The 17,269-nt window shown below is 46.9% G+C and carries 17 protein-coding genes, 2 pseudogenes and 1 riboswitch; of the genes and pseudogenes, 6 read left to right on the top strand and 13 right to left on the bottom strand.

Annotation, left to right across the window (positions count from 1 at the left end; genetic code table 11):
• The 6 genes and pseudogenes from NG796_RS06180 to NG796_RS06150 all read right to left on the bottom strand — a co-directional run.
• Window positions 1–573: a Uma2 family endonuclease gene (locus NG796_RS06180; RefSeq protein WP_261205031.1), complete on the bottom strand. Its 573-nt coding sequence runs from the start codon at window positions 571–573 to the stop codon at window positions 1–3.
• Window positions 574–639: 66 nt separating this feature from the next.
• The gene (locus tag NG796_RS06175; protein ID WP_261205030.1) at window positions 640–1,212 is read right to left on the bottom strand and encodes a Uma2 family endonuclease; all 573 of its coding nucleotides are present in this window, start codon (window positions 1,210–1,212) and stop codon (window positions 640–642) included.
• 51 nt (window positions 1,213–1,263) lie between these two features.
• Complete coding sequence (locus tag NG796_RS06170; protein WP_261205029.1) at window positions 1,264–1,836, bottom strand: Uma2 family endonuclease; 573 nt, start codon at window positions 1,834–1,836, stop codon at window positions 1,264–1,266.
• A gap of 76 nt (window positions 1,837–1,912) precedes the next feature.
• Window positions 1,913–2,140: pseudogene (gene ssb, locus NG796_RS06165) on the bottom strand (single-stranded DNA-binding protein); the annotation flags it as partial.
• Between the two features lie 118 nt (window positions 2,141–2,258).
• The gene (locus NG796_RS26425; protein ID WP_317619279.1) at window positions 2,259–2,936 is read right to left on the bottom strand and encodes a reverse transcriptase N-terminal domain-containing protein; all 678 of its coding nucleotides are present in this window, start codon (window positions 2,934–2,936) and stop codon (window positions 2,259–2,261) included.
• Window positions 2,937–3,602: 666 nt separating this feature from the next.
• Window positions 3,603–3,755: pseudogene (locus NG796_RS06150) on the bottom strand (single-stranded DNA-binding protein); the annotation flags it as partial.
• A 329-nt stretch (window positions 3,756–4,084) separates the two neighbouring features.
• Here NG796_RS06150 and NG796_RS06145 point away from each other — a divergent pair.
• From NG796_RS06145 to NG796_RS06135, 3 genes are all read left to right on the top strand, one after another.
• On the top strand, window positions 4,085–5,032 hold the full coding sequence (locus NG796_RS06145; protein WP_261205028.1) for a response regulator: 948 nt from the start codon (window positions 4,085–4,087) through the stop codon (window positions 5,030–5,032).
• Window positions 5,029–5,757 carry a bifunctional demethylmenaquinone methyltransferase/2-methoxy-6-polyprenyl-1,4-benzoquinol methylase UbiE gene (gene ubiE / locus NG796_RS06140; protein WP_261205027.1) on the top strand — a complete coding sequence of 243 codons (729 nt, stop codon included), beginning with the start codon at window positions 5,029–5,031 and terminating at the stop codon, window positions 5,755–5,757. The genes NG796_RS06145 and ubiE overlap by 4 nt, the downstream gene beginning before the upstream one ends.
• 76 nt (window positions 5,758–5,833) lie before the next feature.
• Window positions 5,834–7,063 (top strand): DUF445 domain-containing protein, encoded by a 1,230-nt coding sequence (locus NG796_RS06135; RefSeq protein ID WP_261205026.1) that lies wholly within the window; start codon window positions 5,834–5,836, stop codon window positions 7,061–7,063.
• Window positions 7,064–7,182: 119 nt separating this feature from the next.
• Here the strand turns inward: NG796_RS06135 and NG796_RS06130 are convergent, their stop codons facing one another.
• From NG796_RS06130 to NG796_RS06100, 7 genes are all read right to left on the bottom strand, one after another.
• A complete protein-coding gene (locus tag NG796_RS06130) occupies window positions 7,183–9,810 on the bottom strand; it encodes a CHASE domain-containing protein (protein ID WP_261205025.1) in 2,628 nt (875 codons plus the stop codon).
• Window positions 9,811–10,670: 860 nt separating this feature from the next.
• Complete coding sequence (locus tag NG796_RS06125) at window positions 10,671–11,072, bottom strand: late competence development ComFB family protein (protein WP_261205024.1); 402 nt, start codon at window positions 11,070–11,072, stop codon at window positions 10,671–10,673.
• A 293-nt stretch (window positions 11,073–11,365) separates the two neighbouring features.
• The gene (locus NG796_RS06120; protein WP_261205023.1) at window positions 11,366–11,899 is read right to left on the bottom strand and encodes a tetratricopeptide repeat protein; all 534 of its coding nucleotides are present in this window, start codon (window positions 11,897–11,899) and stop codon (window positions 11,366–11,368) included.
• 59 nt (window positions 11,900–11,958) lie between these two features.
• Complete coding sequence (locus NG796_RS06115; RefSeq protein ID WP_317619278.1) at window positions 11,959–12,774, bottom strand: transporter substrate-binding domain-containing protein; 816 nt, start codon at window positions 12,772–12,774, stop codon at window positions 11,959–11,961.
• A gap of 39 nt (window positions 12,775–12,813) precedes the next feature.
• The gene (gene rplT, locus NG796_RS06110; protein ID WP_261205022.1) at window positions 12,814–13,170 is read right to left on the bottom strand and encodes a 50S ribosomal protein L20; all 357 of its coding nucleotides are present in this window, start codon (window positions 13,168–13,170) and stop codon (window positions 12,814–12,816) included.
• A 163-nt stretch (window positions 13,171–13,333) separates the two neighbouring features.
• Window positions 13,334–13,531: a 50S ribosomal protein L35 gene (gene rpmI / locus NG796_RS06105; protein WP_261205021.1), complete on the bottom strand. Its 198-nt coding sequence runs from the start codon at window positions 13,529–13,531 to the stop codon at window positions 13,334–13,336.
• Window positions 13,532–13,781: 250 nt separating this feature from the next.
• Window positions 13,782–14,378 carry a DedA family protein gene (locus NG796_RS06100; RefSeq protein WP_261205020.1) on the bottom strand — a complete coding sequence of 199 codons (597 nt, stop codon included), beginning with the start codon at window positions 14,376–14,378 and terminating at the stop codon, window positions 13,782–13,784.
• Between the two features lie 377 nt (window positions 14,379–14,755).
• A riboswitch (cyclic di-AMP (ydaO/yuaA leader) is annotated at window positions 14,756–14,893 on the top strand.
• A gap of 141 nt (window positions 14,894–15,034) precedes the next feature.
• On the opposite strand from NG796_RS06100, the gene NG796_RS06095 reads away from it, so the two are divergent.
• The 3 genes from NG796_RS06095 to NG796_RS06085 all read left to right on the top strand — a co-directional run bounded on the left by NG796_RS06095 (window position 15,035) and on the right by NG796_RS06085 (window position 17,138).
• Window positions 15,035–16,315, top strand: coding sequence for a glycosyltransferase family 4 protein (locus tag NG796_RS06095; RefSeq protein ID WP_261205019.1), 1,281 nt, complete (start codon window positions 15,035–15,037; stop codon window positions 16,313–16,315).
• A gap of 278 nt (window positions 16,316–16,593) precedes the next feature.
• The gene (locus tag NG796_RS06090) at window positions 16,594–16,842 is read left to right on the top strand and encodes a hypothetical protein (RefSeq protein WP_261205018.1); all 249 of its coding nucleotides are present in this window, start codon (window positions 16,594–16,596) and stop codon (window positions 16,840–16,842) included.
• Between the two features lie 167 nt (window positions 16,843–17,009).
• A complete protein-coding gene (locus NG796_RS06085; RefSeq protein WP_261205017.1) occupies window positions 17,010–17,138 on the top strand; it encodes a hypothetical protein in 129 nt (42 codons plus the stop codon).
• Window positions 17,139–17,269: the final 131 nt, after the last annotated feature.

The following is a 17,269-nucleotide window of genomic DNA, read 5'->3' as shown; positions in this document are numbered from 1 at the left end:
TTAGGTCTCGCTGAAAACAACCTCTTCATAAATTAAGTCTAAAGGAAACCGAAATTCCACACTTTCCAGTTCTATCTCCTCTCCTTCTCCATAAGTTGAGAGTTCCCATAACCCTTTTTCATTCAATCGGAAACATTCAACCATCTTGTGGTTTGCGCTCACTAGGACATACTCGCGTAAGGTAGAAATTTGCCGATAGTTCTGAAATTTTTGGCCTCGGTCAAATGCCTCAGTTCCTGGAGAGAGAACCTCAGCAATTAAACAAGGAAAGTTAATCACATTTTTGGCAAGTTTATCCTGTTCATTACAGGTGACCATGACATCGGGATAGTGGAAGGGGCCTGATTCAGAAATACCAACTTTGGCATCAAAAATAAACGGACGACAAGACCCCCCTCTCAAATGAGTTTTTAACTGATAAAATAAATTACTAGCCACCAGTGCATGAGCAATTGTTCCCCCAGTCATGGCAACGACTTCGCCATCCATATATTCATGTTTGAGGGGTTGGTTTTCCTCCCATTCTAAGTATTCTTCTGGACTCATATAATTCCGGTCTGGATTGGCAATCATGATATTCTCCTGGGTTTTGAAAATTTCTTTTAAAGTCGATATTTTTATATTTCGAGTGAAATAGGATTAATTAACACTAAATATAACATCTTCATAAATCAAGTCTACGGGAACCCGAAACTCTACACTTTCCAGTTCTATCTCCTCTCCTTCTCCATAAATTGAGAGTTCCCATAACCCTTTTTCATTCAATCGGAAACACTCCACCATTTTTTGGTTTGCGCTCACTAGCAGATACTCGCGTAAGGTGGAAATCTGCCGATAGTTCTGAAATTTTTGGCCTCGGTCAAATGCCTCAGTTCCTGGAGACAGAACCTCGGCAATTAAACAAGGAAAGTTAATCATAGTTTTGGCAAGTTTATCCTGTTCATTACAGGTGACCATGACATCGGGATAGTAAAAAGGTCCAGATTCAGACACCCCTAATTTGGCATTTGCCATTAATACTTTGCACCCTTTTCCTCTGAGGTGATTTTTGAGTGTTGTGGTTAAATTAACGGCAATTTCATTATGAGCAATTGTTCCCCCAGTCATGGCAACGACTTCGCCATTCATATATTCATGTTTGAGGGGTTGGTTTTCCTCCCATTCTAAGTATTCCTCGGGTCTCATATAATTCCGGTCTGGATTGGTAATCATGATATCCTCCTAAGGTTTGATGCTTTATTTCAATTTTTTATGAGTTACGGTTTACCAAATCGGTTGTAAAGTTAGAATAAAATCGGGTAAGACTTCTTCCCCGGATAAAGTTAAAGGAGACTGCAAGACTTCTACTGGACGATTTTGACGATAAATCTCAACGGTTTTGGTTTCGGGGTCAATTAACCACCCTAAGCGCAATCCGTTGGTGAGGTATTCCTGCATTTTTAAATGGGTGGTTTGAATCTCATCGGTTTCGGAAACTAATTCGACGGCGAAATCGGGACATAAGGGTAAAAATTTCTTGCGTTGTTCTGGGGTTAATACCTGCCATCGTTCTAGTTTGAGCCAACTGACATCAGGCGATCGCACTGCACCATTGGGCAACCGAAACCCAGTGGAGGAATCAAAGGCTTTCCCCAGGCGTTTTTGACGGTTCCAATCCCACAATTGGCCGCTTAATTCAAAATTGCGATCGCCTGTTTCTCCTCCCGTTGGTGGCATAATGATTAACGCTCCAGTTTCTGTTAGTTCTAACTGTAAATTTTGATTAATTTGCGCTAATTCTGCGAACTTTTCCACGGTCATTTTTAGCGCAGGTTGTAAATTTAAAGTAACCGCCATGATCCCTCCTCGATTGTTATTAAATTAGGCAGGCAGGACAAGGATTTACCCTGTCCTAACCTGTGTTTTTTAGCACTTAGAATTCATCGTTTTGATAACCCCCTCTCATATTTCCTCCCCCCTGCTCGTTATCCTGTTTAGAACCGAGCAAGTCGAGGCGTTCAACAGAAATGACGGGTTTAGAACGTTGAGTGCCGGTGGAACGGTCATTCCAATATTCAAACTTTAAACTTCCGCTAACACCGATTAAACTCCCTTTTCGGACATATTGAGCGGCAATTTCTGCCGTTTTACCCCAGATTTGTTACAGTCGATTAGCCAGTCACCTTGCTAACCGCTGATTCAAAACCGTACATGAGAGTTTCCCCTCATACGGCTCCTCAGTGATTGGGTTTAATGAGATAGAAAGCCTCTATTCTGGATCAATTTTCGGTTAAGGAATGCCCGTAATTGGGTTTTTTTCCCTGTTTAATTTTGCCATTTAGCTGCTGCCAGTAGAGATGATACGCTCTGTGATAACTCCCGGTCCTGCGGCGTCCCCAATGCATAATGATTTGGTGTAAATCATGATAGATTCTCTTAAGGAGTTTGCTATTGCATTGATGTTGGTTATGGGTGAGCCAAGTATGAATTATCTGGTTGATTTTTGGGATTAAATCTTCTAGCTTGGCGGTTTTATTGGCCTTAAGTAGAAAAGAGAGAATTTGGGTACAACTCCGACTCTTTTCGGCAGAGGTTAAAACGCGATCGCCCGGTTTCGCGCCACAAGCCTTGCCTATCCCTTTCTGTTGATTTTGCCGAGACTTCCTATCAGAACATGAACTAATTTTAGCCGGGGTAACACTAGATTTAACCTGGGAAATCTTAGAGGCTAATTTAGGTGAGCCTTGCTGCTTTTCGGCTGTGATTCTCTCCCGAATCGCCAGATAGTTTGCGGACCAAGAGCGTGTCAGGGTTTTTTGCAGCTTACAAACGGCTTTTGTATCTCCCCGTTGAGCGGCTTTCAAAATTCTATTTTGCAACTTAAACACGGCTCGTTCTAGCTTACGCCAGTTGAGTTTGTTCCATTCCACCCGAGTCAATTGACTGGTTTTAGACATTTGCATTGCAGTTGATGAATTTATCTCCAAATCACCGTGAGACTATTAGCATATCCATAACCATTACAGTTAGGCTTTGGCTTGGGTCTCAATCCTCGTCTGATGACATTATCCGGTTAGCACCTACTTAAAATATCGACCGATTTTAAGAAATGTCATAGACTCCCCGTTCCGAATGTTCATTGTTTTGAGGCGTTAGGGTGGTACTATCCGCCGAGGGTGTGGGGGATGCAAATTGCTCCATTTAGATGAGCAATTCCAAGCGGTCGAACTTCGGTTGAAGATGACAGTTTAACCCTAGGTCATTTTGACGCCAGCGTATCAACCTCTTTCGCTGGGACTGGTTAACGACGGTTACATACCTTTGCATTCAGCTACCCATAACCTCTTGCTAGAAGGGATTTTCGGTAAGGGTCCGAATGACCTCCGTTTCCTCCTTTGCTTCCACCGTTGAATGTGCTAGTTTCAAAGATGAGGAGGATGCTTTCACTCTTGCATCCGAGAGGGTTGGACTTGAGGGGTTGAAGGATTTTATTTTCTCTTCAACGGCATATTAATAACTCTCACCAACATGAACATTCAGTTATCAAGGCTTTGGGAATTTTTCCCATTTCCTTGTAGTTAATCCCCCTTATTTTTGTAAAATAAGGTTTCTAACTAACGGGTCACACCTAAATTAAACCAGTCTGGGGCATCACTATTCCGAGTAGGACGATTCACCGCGAGGGTTAAGTTACAAACCACACTCCCAGACTCGAAATATTTGACATCTGGATCTTGGCCTGCTCGACCAACTAAGGTGACTACATTTAAACTCATAAGCATGACGAGTAAGGGTCAATTTATTAGTTTAGCATTTGGTTCTGTGGAGAAAGTGAAAGGAAGAGATTTGAGCCGATCGCCCCTGCACACCTGCCACAGGAATCCGGGCAAGGGATCCCGATCACGGGTGGGGACAGGCGTAAGCAACCCCAGGTTAAACGGGTAACCCCAAGACAAATCAAGGGATCAGCGCACTGAAAAGGGACTCTCCTCCCAGGGCGATCGCAACTTTTCCGTTGGATTTTCTACCCCCTGACCCAGATTGGGTACTATTGATTGAGGGCTGTTACCCGGACTGTGGGGCGAAAGGAGTTTATTGTAGTGTTATGGATAACGCAATCCCTGAACTAGATAACATTAAGAGTCAATTGAAAAGTCGAGAGCGAAGAAAAAAACCGAAAATGCTGGTCGTCGATGACGAACCAGACAACCTGGATTTGCTCTATCGCACGTTCCGGCGAGAGTTTCAGGTTTTGAAGGCGGATAGTGGAGCCAGTGCTTTAGAAATCCTCTCTCAAGAAGGGGAAGTCGCGGTAATCATCTCCGATCAGCGGATGCCGGAAATGAAGGGAACTGAGTTTCTCAGTAAAACGGTCCCCCAGTTTCCTAATACGGTGCGGATTATCCTCACCGGATTCACGGATATTGAGGATCTCGTTGAAGCGATCAACTCCGGACAAGTCTATAAATACATTACTAAACCGTGGGACCCCAATGAACTCAAAACCGTAGTTCAACGGGCGGCAGAAACCTACGAACTCCTCAAACAACGGACAGAGGAACTGCGGCGTGCTCAAGCGCAAACCAATCTCCTGATGACCATTGTCGGGGTTGCTCGCTCTGCTAACAGTTTAGAGGCTTGTCTACCCCCCTTAGCTCAGGCATTTGGGGAGAACTTTTCTCCAGATTACTGTATTTTACAGTTGGTGGAGAAAAATGCCTTAGCCCCAGCCCAAAGCACCTACAGTAAAGATGGCATTGTAGAGAACTGGTTGCAGGATGACCCGTTGATTCAGCAGGCGATCGCCACGGGAAATGTTCAGATCGCCGTCGATATTGCTAAAGACCCCACTCTCGCCCAAGTCCCCCACTACCAAAGTTCTGGGATCCAAGCTCATCTCGCCATCCCCATTGATTACCGCAACGAGCAAATCGCCGTTTTATCCCTGCAATGGAAAGAACCCTCGATCCTGCGCGAGGATGAACTAGAACTGTTGCATCTTTCCGCCCAACAGGTGGCCCTGGCCCTCACTTGTACTCGATATCATCCATGACCTCTCCTACTGTTGAAACAACCACAGACGCCGATCGCATTCAAGCCCTCTTTAACCGGATCGCCCCCGTTTATGATCGCCTCAACGATTGGTTAAGCGTGGGACAACACCGGATCTGGAAATTGATGGCCGTCAAATGGAGTCAAGCCCAAGACGGCGATACCTGCTTAGATCTCTGCTGTGGCAGTGGGGACCTCGCTCAATTGCTGGGGGAACAAGTCGGCAAAACTGGACAAGTATTCGGCGTGGATTTCTCCTGTGCTCAACTGGAAATCGCCCGTCAGCGAGGGGAAAACCACTACCCCCCTCGAACCATCCACTGGATTGAAGCCGATGCCCTCCATCTCCCCTTTGCCGACAACTTTTTTGATGCCGCCACAATGGGATATGGATTGCGCAACGTCACCGATATCCCACGCAGTCTGCGAGAACTCCATCGCGTCCTCAAACCCGGTGCAACCGCAGCTATTTTGGACTTCCATCGCCCCAGCAATCCCACCCTCTACGCCGTTCAGCAGTGGATTCTTCAAACCATCGTTGTCCCCGTTGCCACTGCCAATGGACTCCAGGATGAATATGCCTACATCCTCCCCAGTCTGGAAAAATTCCCCCAGGGACCTGAACAAATCCGGCTGGCACAAGAAGCTGGATTTGCCCAAGCCACACATTACCCCATCTCAGGTGGCATCATGGGAGTATTAGTCGTCACTAAACGTCAGAGTTGAGTGTTGAGGAGGAGGGGTTAACCGTTCACTGTTACCCGTTAACTCACGATGCTTGACGAGTAAACGCTGATAGCGAATGGATCTCTTGACTCTTTGGCCTTACCTTTTACCCCCGATCGCCGGGGGAATTATTGGTTATTTCACCAATGATTTAGCCATCAAAATGCTCTTCCGTCCCTACCGTGCCTATTCTTTCAAGGGACGGCGAATTCCGTTTACCCCCGGTTTGATTCCCCGCAACCAAGAACGATTAGCTGAACGGATTGCCGATACGATTATGGGGTCCCTGCTGACGCCAACAGAGTTGCAAAAGTTGGCAAAACGACTGCTGGAAACCGAACGAATCCAGGCGGCGATTCTCTGGTTACTGGAACTGGCCCTCACGCAACTCAAATCGGATACGGAACAGAAAACGGCTAAAATCCTCTCCGGCATCCTGCGGGATTTGCTGGGAGAATCCTTCCCGCGCATGATTCGCGTCTTAGCCCGATCAGAAGATTTCCTAGAACCCCAGATTAACCAAATTTTCGACCTGGTGCTGCTGGAGTTTCAACTCACTGAAAATCAAGCCCAGCAACTGTCAGACTGGTTACTCACGGCGGTTCTGCCTGCGGATGTGGTTCGGCAAACTTTGGTTGATTTTCTGACCGATCGCAATATTACGGCGATCGACGAGGGGTTTCGAGAAAAAAGTAGCGGGACTTACTGGGTGGTTGCCAATTTATTGGGGTTGCGCAATACCCTAACTCGTCTGCGGACCTTTTGCCTAGATGAGAAAGAAGATGCTAATGCGAGAATTGCTGAATTAATCAAGACTTTGGGGATACGCGGTCGTTTGCAGGAATGGTTACACAATCTTTCCCTGCAAAATTTACCCGTTTCTACCGTCCGCCAACTGAGAAAAACCCTGAAAGAAAGTATCCGCACTTATGTCCAAACGCGCGGGGGGGACTTAATTCAGGGGTTGACTCATTCTGTGAACTGGGAAAATGTGGCTACTTTAATTCTGAAGCGTCTGCAAGCCTCTTCGGTGGTGAATGCTTCGTTAGGATTGGTTAGCAAAGAATTAGCTTTAATTTTAGAGCGGTATTTGGAACGAGATTTAGAAACCCTGGTTGCCAAAGCTATTCCGATTATGAATATCGATCGCGTGATTGTGGAACGGGTGCGGAATACTTCCGCCGAAGAACTGGAAAGCGCGATTCAAGGCATTGTCAAAAGTGAGTTACAGGCGATCGTGAATTTAGGGGGAATCCTCGGATTGGCGATCGGGATGTTACAAACGGTGATTCTGCTGTTGCGTTAGGGTATTCCAACAAATAAAATTTTCTCGGAGAGATCCCCCCAACCCCCCAAAAGAGAACGCCAATCGGCTTGAATAATTCGGCATTACTTCTAATGCCCCACTTTATTTATGGAAATCCCTTAAAAGCCCTCGGAGGTCCTAAAATTTTCCCCGGACAGGCCCTGGGGGGAAGGCTCGATCGCCGCTTTGGGAAGGGTAACCTGAAAGGTTGCACCCTGTCCCAGTCCAGGACTTTCAGCGGCGATCGTGCCCCCGTGGAGTTCCACTAAATGACGGACGATCGCCAATCCCATGCCTAGACCCCCATGAGATCGGGTAATCGCGCTATCCGCTTGGCGAAATCGTTCAAATAGATAGGGTAAAAACTCCGGTGCAATTCCTGAACCCGTATCCCGAACAATAATTTGAGCCTGGGTGCGATCGCCTTGTAAAACCACATCCACCCGTCCTCCAATGGGAGTAAACTTGATCGCATTAGACAACAGGTTCCACACCACCTGCTGTAAGCGCATGGGATCTCCGGCAACCGGGGTGACTTCGGGCGCAAAAGCCGCACAAATGGAAATTTTTTTAGCATCTGCTGCCGGTTGCACCGAGGCGATCGCATTTTCAATCGGTTCAGTCAAGTCCACCGGACGCACTTGAATCCGAAACTGACCCGTCATCATCCGCGAGACATCCAACAAATCCTCAATCAATTGAGTCAGGACCTTGGTATTGCGCTCAATGCTTTCCAGGGCTCTTCCCGTAGTAGTCAGATCTAATTTCCGCATTTGTAACAACTGACTCCACCCCAGCATAGAATTCAGCGGAGTTCGCAATTCATGAGATAGAGTCGCCAAAAACTCATCTTTCATCCGATTCGCTTGGGCCAGTTGTTCGGCTCTTGCGGCCAATTGTGCCTCTAAATTCTGGCGTTCCGTAATATCTTCATGGACGATCACCAGTTCGCGAATATTGCCGTCCCGATCCTTGACGGGATACATATAGGCTTGAACCCAATACTTTTTAGTGGGATCCGGAACCGTTTCAGGTAAGGTTTTATGGAGTTCATAAAGGACTGCGGGAATCGCGACTCCTTCTCCCTCAAAAGCTTTTTTGATATAAGGCATGAGGCCTTTTTCGACGAGTTGCTGATCCTGGAGAATATTGTAATTTCCCAGTTCAGCTAAAGTGATGCCCCAGAGTTCTTCCCAGGCGCGGTTTACCTGGAGTGTCTGACCCTGGGGTGAGAAGATTTGGATGCTTAAGGGAGACTGCTCAATTAAGGTTCGGAAACGGGTTTCAGAATTTTTCAGAGAAAGCTGGGCTTGTTTATTTTCGCTCAAGTCGAGGACGAAACTCACGGCTAATTCATCGGTCCCACCTAAATAGGCGCTGCCTTGGAGTACGGGAACTCGACTGCCATCTTGGCGGATATATTCTTTCTCAAAGGGGGGATGAGACCCTGTAGCTTTCATTTCTGCGATCGCCTCTTCATCGGTGGGGCGATATTCCAAGGGGGTAATCTCCCACCAATTCAATTGGGAGACGGCGGTATCGGCGTATCCCAAAAGGTTGAGAAAGGCATCATTAGCTTCGACAATGTTGCCTTGGGTATCGTGGATGATAATGCCGATAATATTGGCATCCACGAGGCGGCGGAGTCGCAATTCGCTTTCCTGGAGAGCCGTTTGGGAAGCACGCAGTTGCATGGCGACTCGTTCAGCCGCATAACGAGCTTGGGCTTGCGATCGCGTGACGAGAAATAAGATAGAAGCGATGATCAATCCACTGCCACAGATATAGGGAACGAGGTTTCTACCGGAAAGTTGGTCGAATTCGGGAGTGGAGACAAAGGCGATCGTCCAGGTTCGTCCCGCCACATCCAGGGTTCGCATTCCTCTAAATGTGGGGCGATGGGATTGGCTATTTCTTCCTTGGTATTGGTGGGAGGAATGCAGCAAAAATTCCGGGTTGAGCTGACTTCCATCATAAATTTCAAAATCTACCGTGGGATATTGCTCTTTAGCAAAAATTCCCGTGAGGAGATTATCGGCGCGAAAGGGACTGTAGATAAAACCCCGCAATTGCGATCGGCGCGAGTCCACATTCTGAGGTATGACGCCACTGCGATAAATCGGCAGATAGATCAAAAATCCCGCCTGTTTATATTCCTCAACCTCCTGCACCAACGTCACCGGACCCGATGCTGCCGCTACTCCCGTATCCCTTGCTCGTTCCATTGCCGCGCGACGCACTGGCTCACTGAACATATCGTATCCGAGCGCCCCTCGGTTCCGGGCATCTAACGGTTCAAGATATAAAATTGCATGATATTCCGATCGCTCATACTCGGGGCTAATCGCTAAACGCCCTGGATTGTAGCTTTGAATTTCTGCCAGGATCTGCTGGGTTTCTTCCGGTGTGACCCGCACAGAAAAGCCAACCCCCTGGACTCCTGGATACCGTTCGGGTAGTTCCAGATTATCAATAAATTGATGGAATTGCTCTCGACTCACCGTCGGATTAGCGGCAAATAATCCCCGCGCCGCACGCAGTAAAGCTAGGTAAGTGTCCAGCCGCTTGTTAATGCTATCCGTGGTTCGCTCGATTGCATTCTGGAATCGCAACTGCTCTTTAGATTGGGAAGTTCGGTCCACCGTATAAGAAGCCAGGGCAGTCAGCAGCAACGTCACGACTAACACGAAATACGGGATCCATGTCCGGCGCGAGCCTGCCGATTTCCAGGATAGGTCCGATCTCATGAGTGCTTTTTCTGTTTATGATGGGTTGGCCTGACATTTTTTGACTGACGTTTGAGGTCGGTTTCGATGGGTCAGGGGATAATTCAGACTAGGCTTAGGAAAACTCGGCGCTAATATGACTAATATTAGGGAGTTCATAGAGCGATTCTAAATTTTTATTGACGGCTTCCTCGGTCCTCCCCTCGGTTGAGAATGGAGAGGGTTTTATGGAGTCCCCATTTTGGCCCAAAGTTCCGATCCCCTGTGCTGTTATAATACCACAAAGCTATTGTTAGGATACTCTGGGTCTCCTCTATCCCTGGATAGAAATTTGGCAGGCTCTCCCTTAAGTTTTTAAACCCACGAGTATCAAGAGTTGGAGAGGAAAAGGGGAAGATTTAAAAAGCGGAGTGGGTCGGATAAACAGCCAGAGAAACTGTGCGATCGCCGGGTCGGATGCACCCAAAATCGAGCCGCAGTTGCATCTAGTCCTTTCAAATCAATTAAAAAACCAATGGCCTTTCTCATCATCGGGAATTATTGAGGCCACTCTATCGCATTCCTTAATCCGGAATGTTATGGATTTCCTGTTCAATTTCTGGTAAGCGCTTCAAGCAAGTAGGCAACGCTTACAGGCATCAAGCCCAGGCTTTGCGATCGCTAAATGGAATAGGGTGACGGATGCATCACATCTTGCTCGCTGGCTTCGTTCTAAATCATTGACGACGGCTTTATATAGATGACCCCTGATGCGATCGCCACTCTATCCAATGTTCCAATTTTTTGACTTTGTTACTGAATACACTCTTCCTTTTTAGACAGTCGCTAAGGAATTGATGATCTTAAAATTTAGCACTTATTCCGTGCGATTTCTCGGGTTTTTAAACATTAAAAGAGCGGTATGAAGCGATCCGACGTCTAGCTTGTGCACGCTTTTCATTGGTATCAGAAGCTTCAGGTTCGGGTTCGGGAGCATCATTCCAAACCGGGGTCAGCGGATCCCGTTGAACAGCCGCAAATCCTTGACGGACGGCCATCACAATTTGGGGCCTTAACTTTTGGGCCTGATGTTGTTGAAATTGCCAGCCGCGATCGCTCGTGGCATACAACGCCGGGAGTCGATTCAGCGCATAAGCCACAACCTGAGCTAAAACTCGCTCAGGCTTCAGAGACCCCAGCATTTTCGGCGGGAGTTGCCGCAATTGCCGTTGTGATTCTTCAACTACGAGGGGTTCAAGGGCGTTCCGGTACAGGGGCGTATGATTCGATGGTACGTTGGTCATGAATGATTCTCCAAACCGAGCAAGGTTAAATAATCTCTCCCCTGTAGGGGGATTGATTTACACGGCACTTCTTGAGATCATAACGTACCCTTTTTTTATAGGACACCTTCCACAGTATGGTTTTTTTTAATAAAACAATATATTTCGGCCCTTGAGTCAGGGAACCCACCCAGCTCTCCTTTAATCCCCCAGTGACGCGCCGAACCACTGGACAAGAGGCGGCTAGAATTACCCGTCTGAGGGAAGAGGGCGAACGATGCCGCTCTTCCCTCTCACTTTAGACTGAGCCGCGTTTATGAGGTTGCCGTTGGTAATCGCTTGCGAAGGGAAGCTACTCGTTTCGTAGCAGTTTTATTGTTAGGGTCAAGTTCCTGGGCTTTTTCGTAAGCTTCTAATGCCTGATTAGTTAACCCTTTGCGATCAAAAGCAAAGCCGAGATTATTCCAGGCGGTGACATATTCAGGATTCAGCTTTAATGCTTCTTTATATTGACGAATCCCTAAATCATACTGCTCCAATGCAGCATAACTATACCCTAAAGCATTGTAAATGAGCGCTTTACTTTCCTCATCAATCGGGGCTTTAGATTTTAAAGCCTTTTGGAACTGAACAAGGGCTTGGGTATAGAGTTGCTTATCCAAATAAATACTGCCGAGTTCATAATATTCTTCGGCAGTTCCTTTGTCTTTGGAAAGGGTTTGTTGCAATCGAGCCAGGTTGAGTTCAATCTGGCGAGTTCTAAGCACTTGACGCACCACAGCCCAAGCCGCAACTGCGAGTAATCCCAGCAAAATCGAGAGGTAAAGAAGCGGAAGAGAGGTATCCATGCCGTTTTAAATTGACTGATTCAACTGCCCTAGAAGTTTGATTATCTTGTTTATTTTGATTATCTTGAGGGTTCCGGAATGAGGGGTTGACCCTCACTTGAGAGGCGACTCGGGGTGACTTCTACCACGGGTAAACCCCAGTATTCGGCCCGTTCTTGTAGCCAGCCTTCTTGATGCAACTGGGCGATCGCCTGATTGACTCGGGAGTGCAGTTGGGCATATTGCAATCCTTTCGGCATCACCACCGCCAGGGGTTGAGTAGACAACTGGACTGGCAGCAGTCGGTATTGGGGATATTGCTGCACCCATCCGGTCAAAATACTGGCATCGGCGGCGAAGGCGCGGGCGTTACCGGATTCGAGTAGCCGTTGTGCCTCTTGGTAAGAGTCTACGGGGACTAACTGGGCTTGTCTAAGTCGAAACTCCAACTGGGGAATGGTACTGGAGGCATTCAGGACAGCGATCGCTTGACCGGCTAGGTCGGAGAGTTGACGAATTGAGGGGTCTCGGGTGATAATTTTGGCCCCATCTAGGTAGTAGGGCGGGCTGAAATAAACCACCCGCGATCGCGATGGCGTTGCCGTTACTCGGGCGATCGCCAGGTCCACTTCACCGGACATCACCACCGCAAGGCGATCGCGATTCTCTACCGGGACCAGTTCCACCGCCTCGGGACTCCCCAGCAACTCCTGGGCTAATCGTCGGGCAATATCGATTTCAAAGCCTTGCAGATTGCCGCTGCCCTCTCTAAATCCCATTGGGCGGACATTATCTTTCACCGCCACAATCAGTTGACCCCGTTGCTGAATTGCAGCGAATTCCGCCGCTTGGACCACTTGGCCCCAGGGCCAAAGGCAAAAGGCAACAACAAGCAAAAAACCCTTGATCCTTTTGCCCTCTGGCTGCATCATCATTTATGATTTGGCTTGAGCGGCCAGTTCTACAACTTTGGCAAAACTCGCCGGGTCTAAAATTGCCATTTGAGAGAGCATCTTGCGGTTCAGCTGAATATTGGCTTTCTTGAGATTACCAATCAATTGGCTGTAGCTCATGCCATGCATCCGAGAGGCGGCATTAATCCGGGCGATCCACAGACGGCGAAAATCACGCTTGCGATTGCGGCGATCGCGATAGGAATTCCGCAGGGCTTTCATAACCTGCTGATTGGCTGTCCGGAATAGTTTCGAGTGCGAACCCCGAAATCCCTTCGCCATTTTCAGTATCTTTTTGCGGCGGTTGCGAGCAACGTTCCCGCGTTTTACCCGTGTCATGAGTTACTTTCCTTTATTTGTACAAATCTGAACACTGAATCAATTCTCTCGATTGGAGAAGGGTTCTACCCCGCTACCGGGCTAGGAAGCCAGAGGTTATCCAACCTTAGAGGGGTCTGAAAGTTTACTGACTTCTGTCGCCACAAATCGAGCGTCTAACTTTTTACAAATACGGCATCATTAAATGCACGTTTTTTTCATCCTGCTCGCTGACAAGGGCGCTCTTGGACAACCGATTTCTGCGAGTAGCCGATTTGTGTTCGAGTAGGTGGCTTTTGTAGGCTTTCCGACGCTTGATCTTACCACTGCCTGTGGCTTTAAAGCGCTTGGCAGCAGCCTTTCTGGTTTTCAGTTTAGGCATGGACTTCCATTAATTCAGCACAATCAATTAATATATCATACCCCCTGACTTCTACACAAGAAAATACCAGGAACTGGCGATCGGGGGTTAAACTGCCCTCCTGTTCCTGGTCATCCTCAGCTTGTTCCTACATGATTTCCGCCTCACCCAGACCCCCTGTCCCTGGGGTTTGAGACTAATCTACTCCACACCTGTCCAGTTTTGAGACTCTCCCTAAGTCCTGTTCATAACAGCGCAAACCCCTATCCTGCTAAGGCTTTTTCCGATGGACTACCCAAACAATCACAAAAAGTGCCACCGCCACCAGCACCACTGCTGCAACTGGACCTAAAAACTTCTCAACTAGCCCATAATTCTGACCCAATACAAAGCCCGCATAAGTCAGCAAAAGATTCCAGCAAAGTGACCCAATCAACGAGTACCCTAAAAATTCAATAAAAGGCATCTTTTGCAAACCCGCTGGAATCGAAATAAAAGTACGAATCCCTGGAATGAGTCGTCCAAACAAAACAACTATGGCCCCGTATTTTCTAAACCAATCTTGAGATTTATTAATATCTTCATTGGTCAATTTTAGCCAGCCTCCATATTTGTCTATCCAGGCTTTTAATTGAGTTTCCCCTAGCTTTCTGCTCACAGAATACCAAGGTAATGCCCCCAAAAGAGAGCCGATTGTCCCCGCAACAACTACCCCCCAAAAGACGAGTTTACCTTGGAATACTGTAAATCCAGCCAATGGCATAATCAGTTCCGAAGGAATGGGCGGAATAATATTCTCTAGGAACATTAATAAAGCAATGCCCCAGTAGTTAAGCGCAGTAATGGTGTTGGTAATCCAATCTAGCATAAGAAACAAAATAATAAAGTTAAAATACTGTCTCCGAAATTTGTGTCCCAGACAGCATCAATCCTTAACATTATACCTCAAATCCTAGAAATCCTGGAGGGGCTATAGGCCAGAGTTAGGGCATCAGTGATTTAATTCTAGGGGCTGCTCTATGGTGAGCGATCGCCCCTTACTCCATTTCCGCATTAAACGCCTCATTTATGCCCATAGACAGACCTCTACCTCTATCTTTAGATAGATGTATCAGAGTCCTTAAAGCCGTTTATCAAATCTATCTACAGAGGTATGGAAAATTTCCAGAGGAGTAGGTTATATTACCCGTAGTTCAAATAAGTCAGCCTAATCCAGTTGGGGGTTTGCATAACTCGGTTTAATCATCGAGATAAGCGCTACTAATCCTATCTAACAACTGAAGCGGGGGAACCAACTCCGGGGCTTATTTTCTAAGCCTAGAAAAGGGATATCTCTCAATCCTCGCCCATCAGCTAACCCCGTCGGCATTGAGACGAGACTGAAAGATCGGTAAACTTTATTCATTTGCGCGATCTCATTAGTGTCCTTAGACGAGTAATTTGTTCGGTTTGTCTGAACCTCATGGAATCAATTCCATTGAGCAATTCAGCAATCTAGCAAGGCATGAGGTGAAGATCAAAGTTATGCTAAACCTAAACAAAAATCGGATTGCTTTAATTTCTGTTACGGGCGACCCCGCTGCAGAAATCGGTAAGGAAGAGGCCGGAGGCCAAAACGTGTACGTTCTCCAAGTCGGCTTGGCCCTTGCCAAACTCGGATGGAAAGTGGATATGTTTACCCGCCGAAACCATCCTGAACAAGGGGCAATTGTGCATCATCATCCTAATTGTCAAACTATCCGACTCAATGCAGGACCTGCGCGGTTTATTGGTCGAGATAAAATATTTGAATATCTGCCTGAGTTTGTAAAAGCGTTCCAGGAATTCCAACGCAGAGAAGGTATTCAATATTCACTGATTCATACCAATTACTGGTTATCTTCCTGGGTGGGAATGGAACTATCTAAGCATCAACCCCTAAAACTGGTGCATACCTATCATTCCTTGGGTGCGGTTAAGTATCAATCTGTCACGGATAAACCAGCGATCGCCACCACCCGACTGGCAACAGAAAAAGCTTGTTTAGAAACAGCCGATCGCATCATTGCCACCAGTCCTCAAGAACAACAACACATGAGGAAACTCGTTTCAACCAAGGGTCAAATCGAAGTGATTCCCTGTGGCACGGATATCCACCGATTTGGCAGTGTTAGTCGGGCACAAGCGCGTGCAGAATTAGGGATTAAACCTGATGCGAAAGTTGTACTTTATGTGGGTCGATTTGATCGCCGTAAAGGAATTGAGACCCTGGTTCGTGCAGTTGGACAGTCTACCTTATTAGAAAGCGATCGTGATAACCTGCAACTGATTATCGGAGGCGGTTATCGTCCGGGTCAAAGTGATGGCATCGAACGCGATCGCATTCATGGGATCGTTAAAGAACTGGGAATTGATGATATTACCACCTTCCCCGGACAGTTAGGTAAAACGAATCTACATCTGTACTATGCCGCTGCCGATGTCTGCGTCGTACCCAGTCATTATGAACCCTTTGGATTAGTGGCGATCGAAGCAATGGCGAGTCGGACTCCCGTCGTTGCCAGCGATGTCGGCGGATTAAAATTCACCGTCGTCCCGGAAATCACCGGACTCTTGGCCCCTACCAAAGATGAACGCGCCTTTACAGTGGCGATCGACCGCATCCTCAGCAATCCCGAATGGCGAGACGAACTCGGAGGTTCCGGTTGCCTGCGAGTAGAATTAGCCTTTAGCTGGGAGAGTGTCGCCAATCGACTCGCCCTCGTTTATAACCAACTCCTGTCCGAACCCCTCGTTCCCATGACTTCCCCAGTCCTCGCCGCTTAGAGAAATCAAGGGACAAGAAACCGGGTTTCTACCTATATTTTGGCGTGCTTGCCACAGATTTGGGAAAGAAACCCGGTTTCTTCTTTGCCTGCGTCAATTAACCCCAAAACCTAGGTCCAAAAACCGGGTTTCTTCAGACAACCTTTGCTACCCAGCAAGACCTGTCATAGAAACCCGGTTTCTTCTTTGCCGAAGTGGGAGAGGTTAGAAACCCGGTTTCTTTATAAGTTATACTATCTCAGAGGATAACTGATGCTTAAATCAAAAAACATAAATTTATGACAATAAAAGAACAACTGATTCACGAAATTGAACAATCTCCTGATATCGTCATTGAAAAAGTTTTTGACTTTTTATTATTGGCTAAATTGAAATATCACCGCCAACAAGAACAATCCAAGCCATTTGGCTCATTTATTCAAGAGCTTGTTTCTGATATTCCTCCAGATATTTTAGCCACCTTACCGACCGCTGGAGCTGAACAACACGATCATTATATTTATGGAACTCCCAAGCGTGAATTATGAAGCGAGTTTTTGGGAATACCTTTTATGGGATAGCTCTGTTGAACCCATGAGATAACTGGCATCAAGTCGCTCTAAATTATGCGCAAAACTATCCAGAGGTACCAATCATTACAACCGATGGTGTAATTGATGAGATTTTAGCCCACGCCGCCTCTAAAGGTAGCCTAATGCGACAAAAAGGACTTGCTATATGTTTACAAATGCGGCGAGAGCAAACCATCGAAGTGATTGCTTATACACCAGAAATCCGCGAGTTAGGACTGAGCTTGTCTGGTCAGCGTTTAGACAAAGGTTAGAGTCTAACGGATTGCATTTCCATGATAGTGATGAAACAGATGGGCATCACAGAAGTTCTGACTCACGATAAACATTTTGCTCAAGAAGGTTTTACTCTGATTTTTACGGATTTAAAATGAAAACCCAGTTT

Origin of the sequence: Laspinema sp. D2d, assembly GCF_025370755.1 — a bacterium.
In the GTDB taxonomy this organism is placed as follows: domain Bacteria; phylum Cyanobacteriota; class Cyanobacteriia; order Cyanobacteriales; family Laspinemataceae; genus Laspinema.
This window is presented reverse-complemented; position numbering and strand designations above follow the sequence as displayed.

Coding starts and splice junctions, on each gene's coding strand:
- ubiE (WP_261205027.1), top strand. CDS start 5,029: ATGACCTCTCCTACTGTTGAAACAACCACAGACGCCGATCGCATTCAA.
- NG796_RS06100 (WP_261205020.1), bottom strand. CDS start 14,378: ATGCTAGATTGGATTACCAACACCATTACTGCGCTTAACTACTGGGGC.
- NG796_RS06135 (WP_261205026.1), top strand. CDS start 5,834: ATGGATCTCTTGACTCTTTGGCCTTACCTTTTACCCCCGATCGCCGGG.
- NG796_RS06085 (WP_261205017.1), top strand. CDS start 17,010: ATGCGACAAAAAGGACTTGCTATATGTTTACAAATGCGGCGAGAGCAA.
- NG796_RS06180 (WP_261205031.1), bottom strand. CDS start 573: ATGATTGCCAATCCAGACCGGAATTATATGAGTCCAGAAGAATACTTA.
- NG796_RS06120 (WP_261205023.1), bottom strand. CDS start 11,899: ATGGATACCTCTCTTCCGCTTCTTTACCTCTCGATTTTGCTGGGATTA.
- NG796_RS06095 (WP_261205019.1), top strand. CDS start 15,035: ATGCTAAACCTAAACAAAAATCGGATTGCTTTAATTTCTGTTACGGGC.
- NG796_RS26425 (WP_317619279.1), bottom strand. CDS start 2,936: ATGTCTAAAACCAGTCAATTGACTCGGGTGGAATGGAACAAACTCAAC.
- NG796_RS06145 (WP_261205028.1), top strand. CDS start 4,085: ATGGATAACGCAATCCCTGAACTAGATAACATTAAGAGTCAATTGAAA.
- NG796_RS06170 (WP_261205029.1), bottom strand. CDS start 1,836: ATGGCGGTTACTTTAAATTTACAACCTGCGCTAAAAATGACCGTGGAA.
- rplT (WP_261205022.1), bottom strand. CDS start 13,170: ATGACACGGGTAAAACGCGGGAACGTTGCTCGCAACCGCCGCAAAAAG.
- NG796_RS06125 (WP_261205024.1), bottom strand. CDS start 11,072: ATGACCAACGTACCATCGAATCATACGCCCCTGTACCGGAACGCCCTT.
- NG796_RS06090 (WP_261205018.1), top strand. CDS start 16,594: ATGACAATAAAAGAACAACTGATTCACGAAATTGAACAATCTCCTGAT.
- NG796_RS06175 (WP_261205030.1), bottom strand. CDS start 1,212: ATGATTACCAATCCAGACCGGAATTATATGAGACCCGAGGAATACTTA.
- NG796_RS06130 (WP_261205025.1), bottom strand. CDS start 9,810: ATGAGATCGGACCTATCCTGGAAATCGGCAGGCTCGCGCCGGACATGG.
- rpmI (WP_261205021.1), bottom strand. CDS start 13,531: ATGCCTAAACTGAAAACCAGAAAGGCTGCTGCCAAGCGCTTTAAAGCC.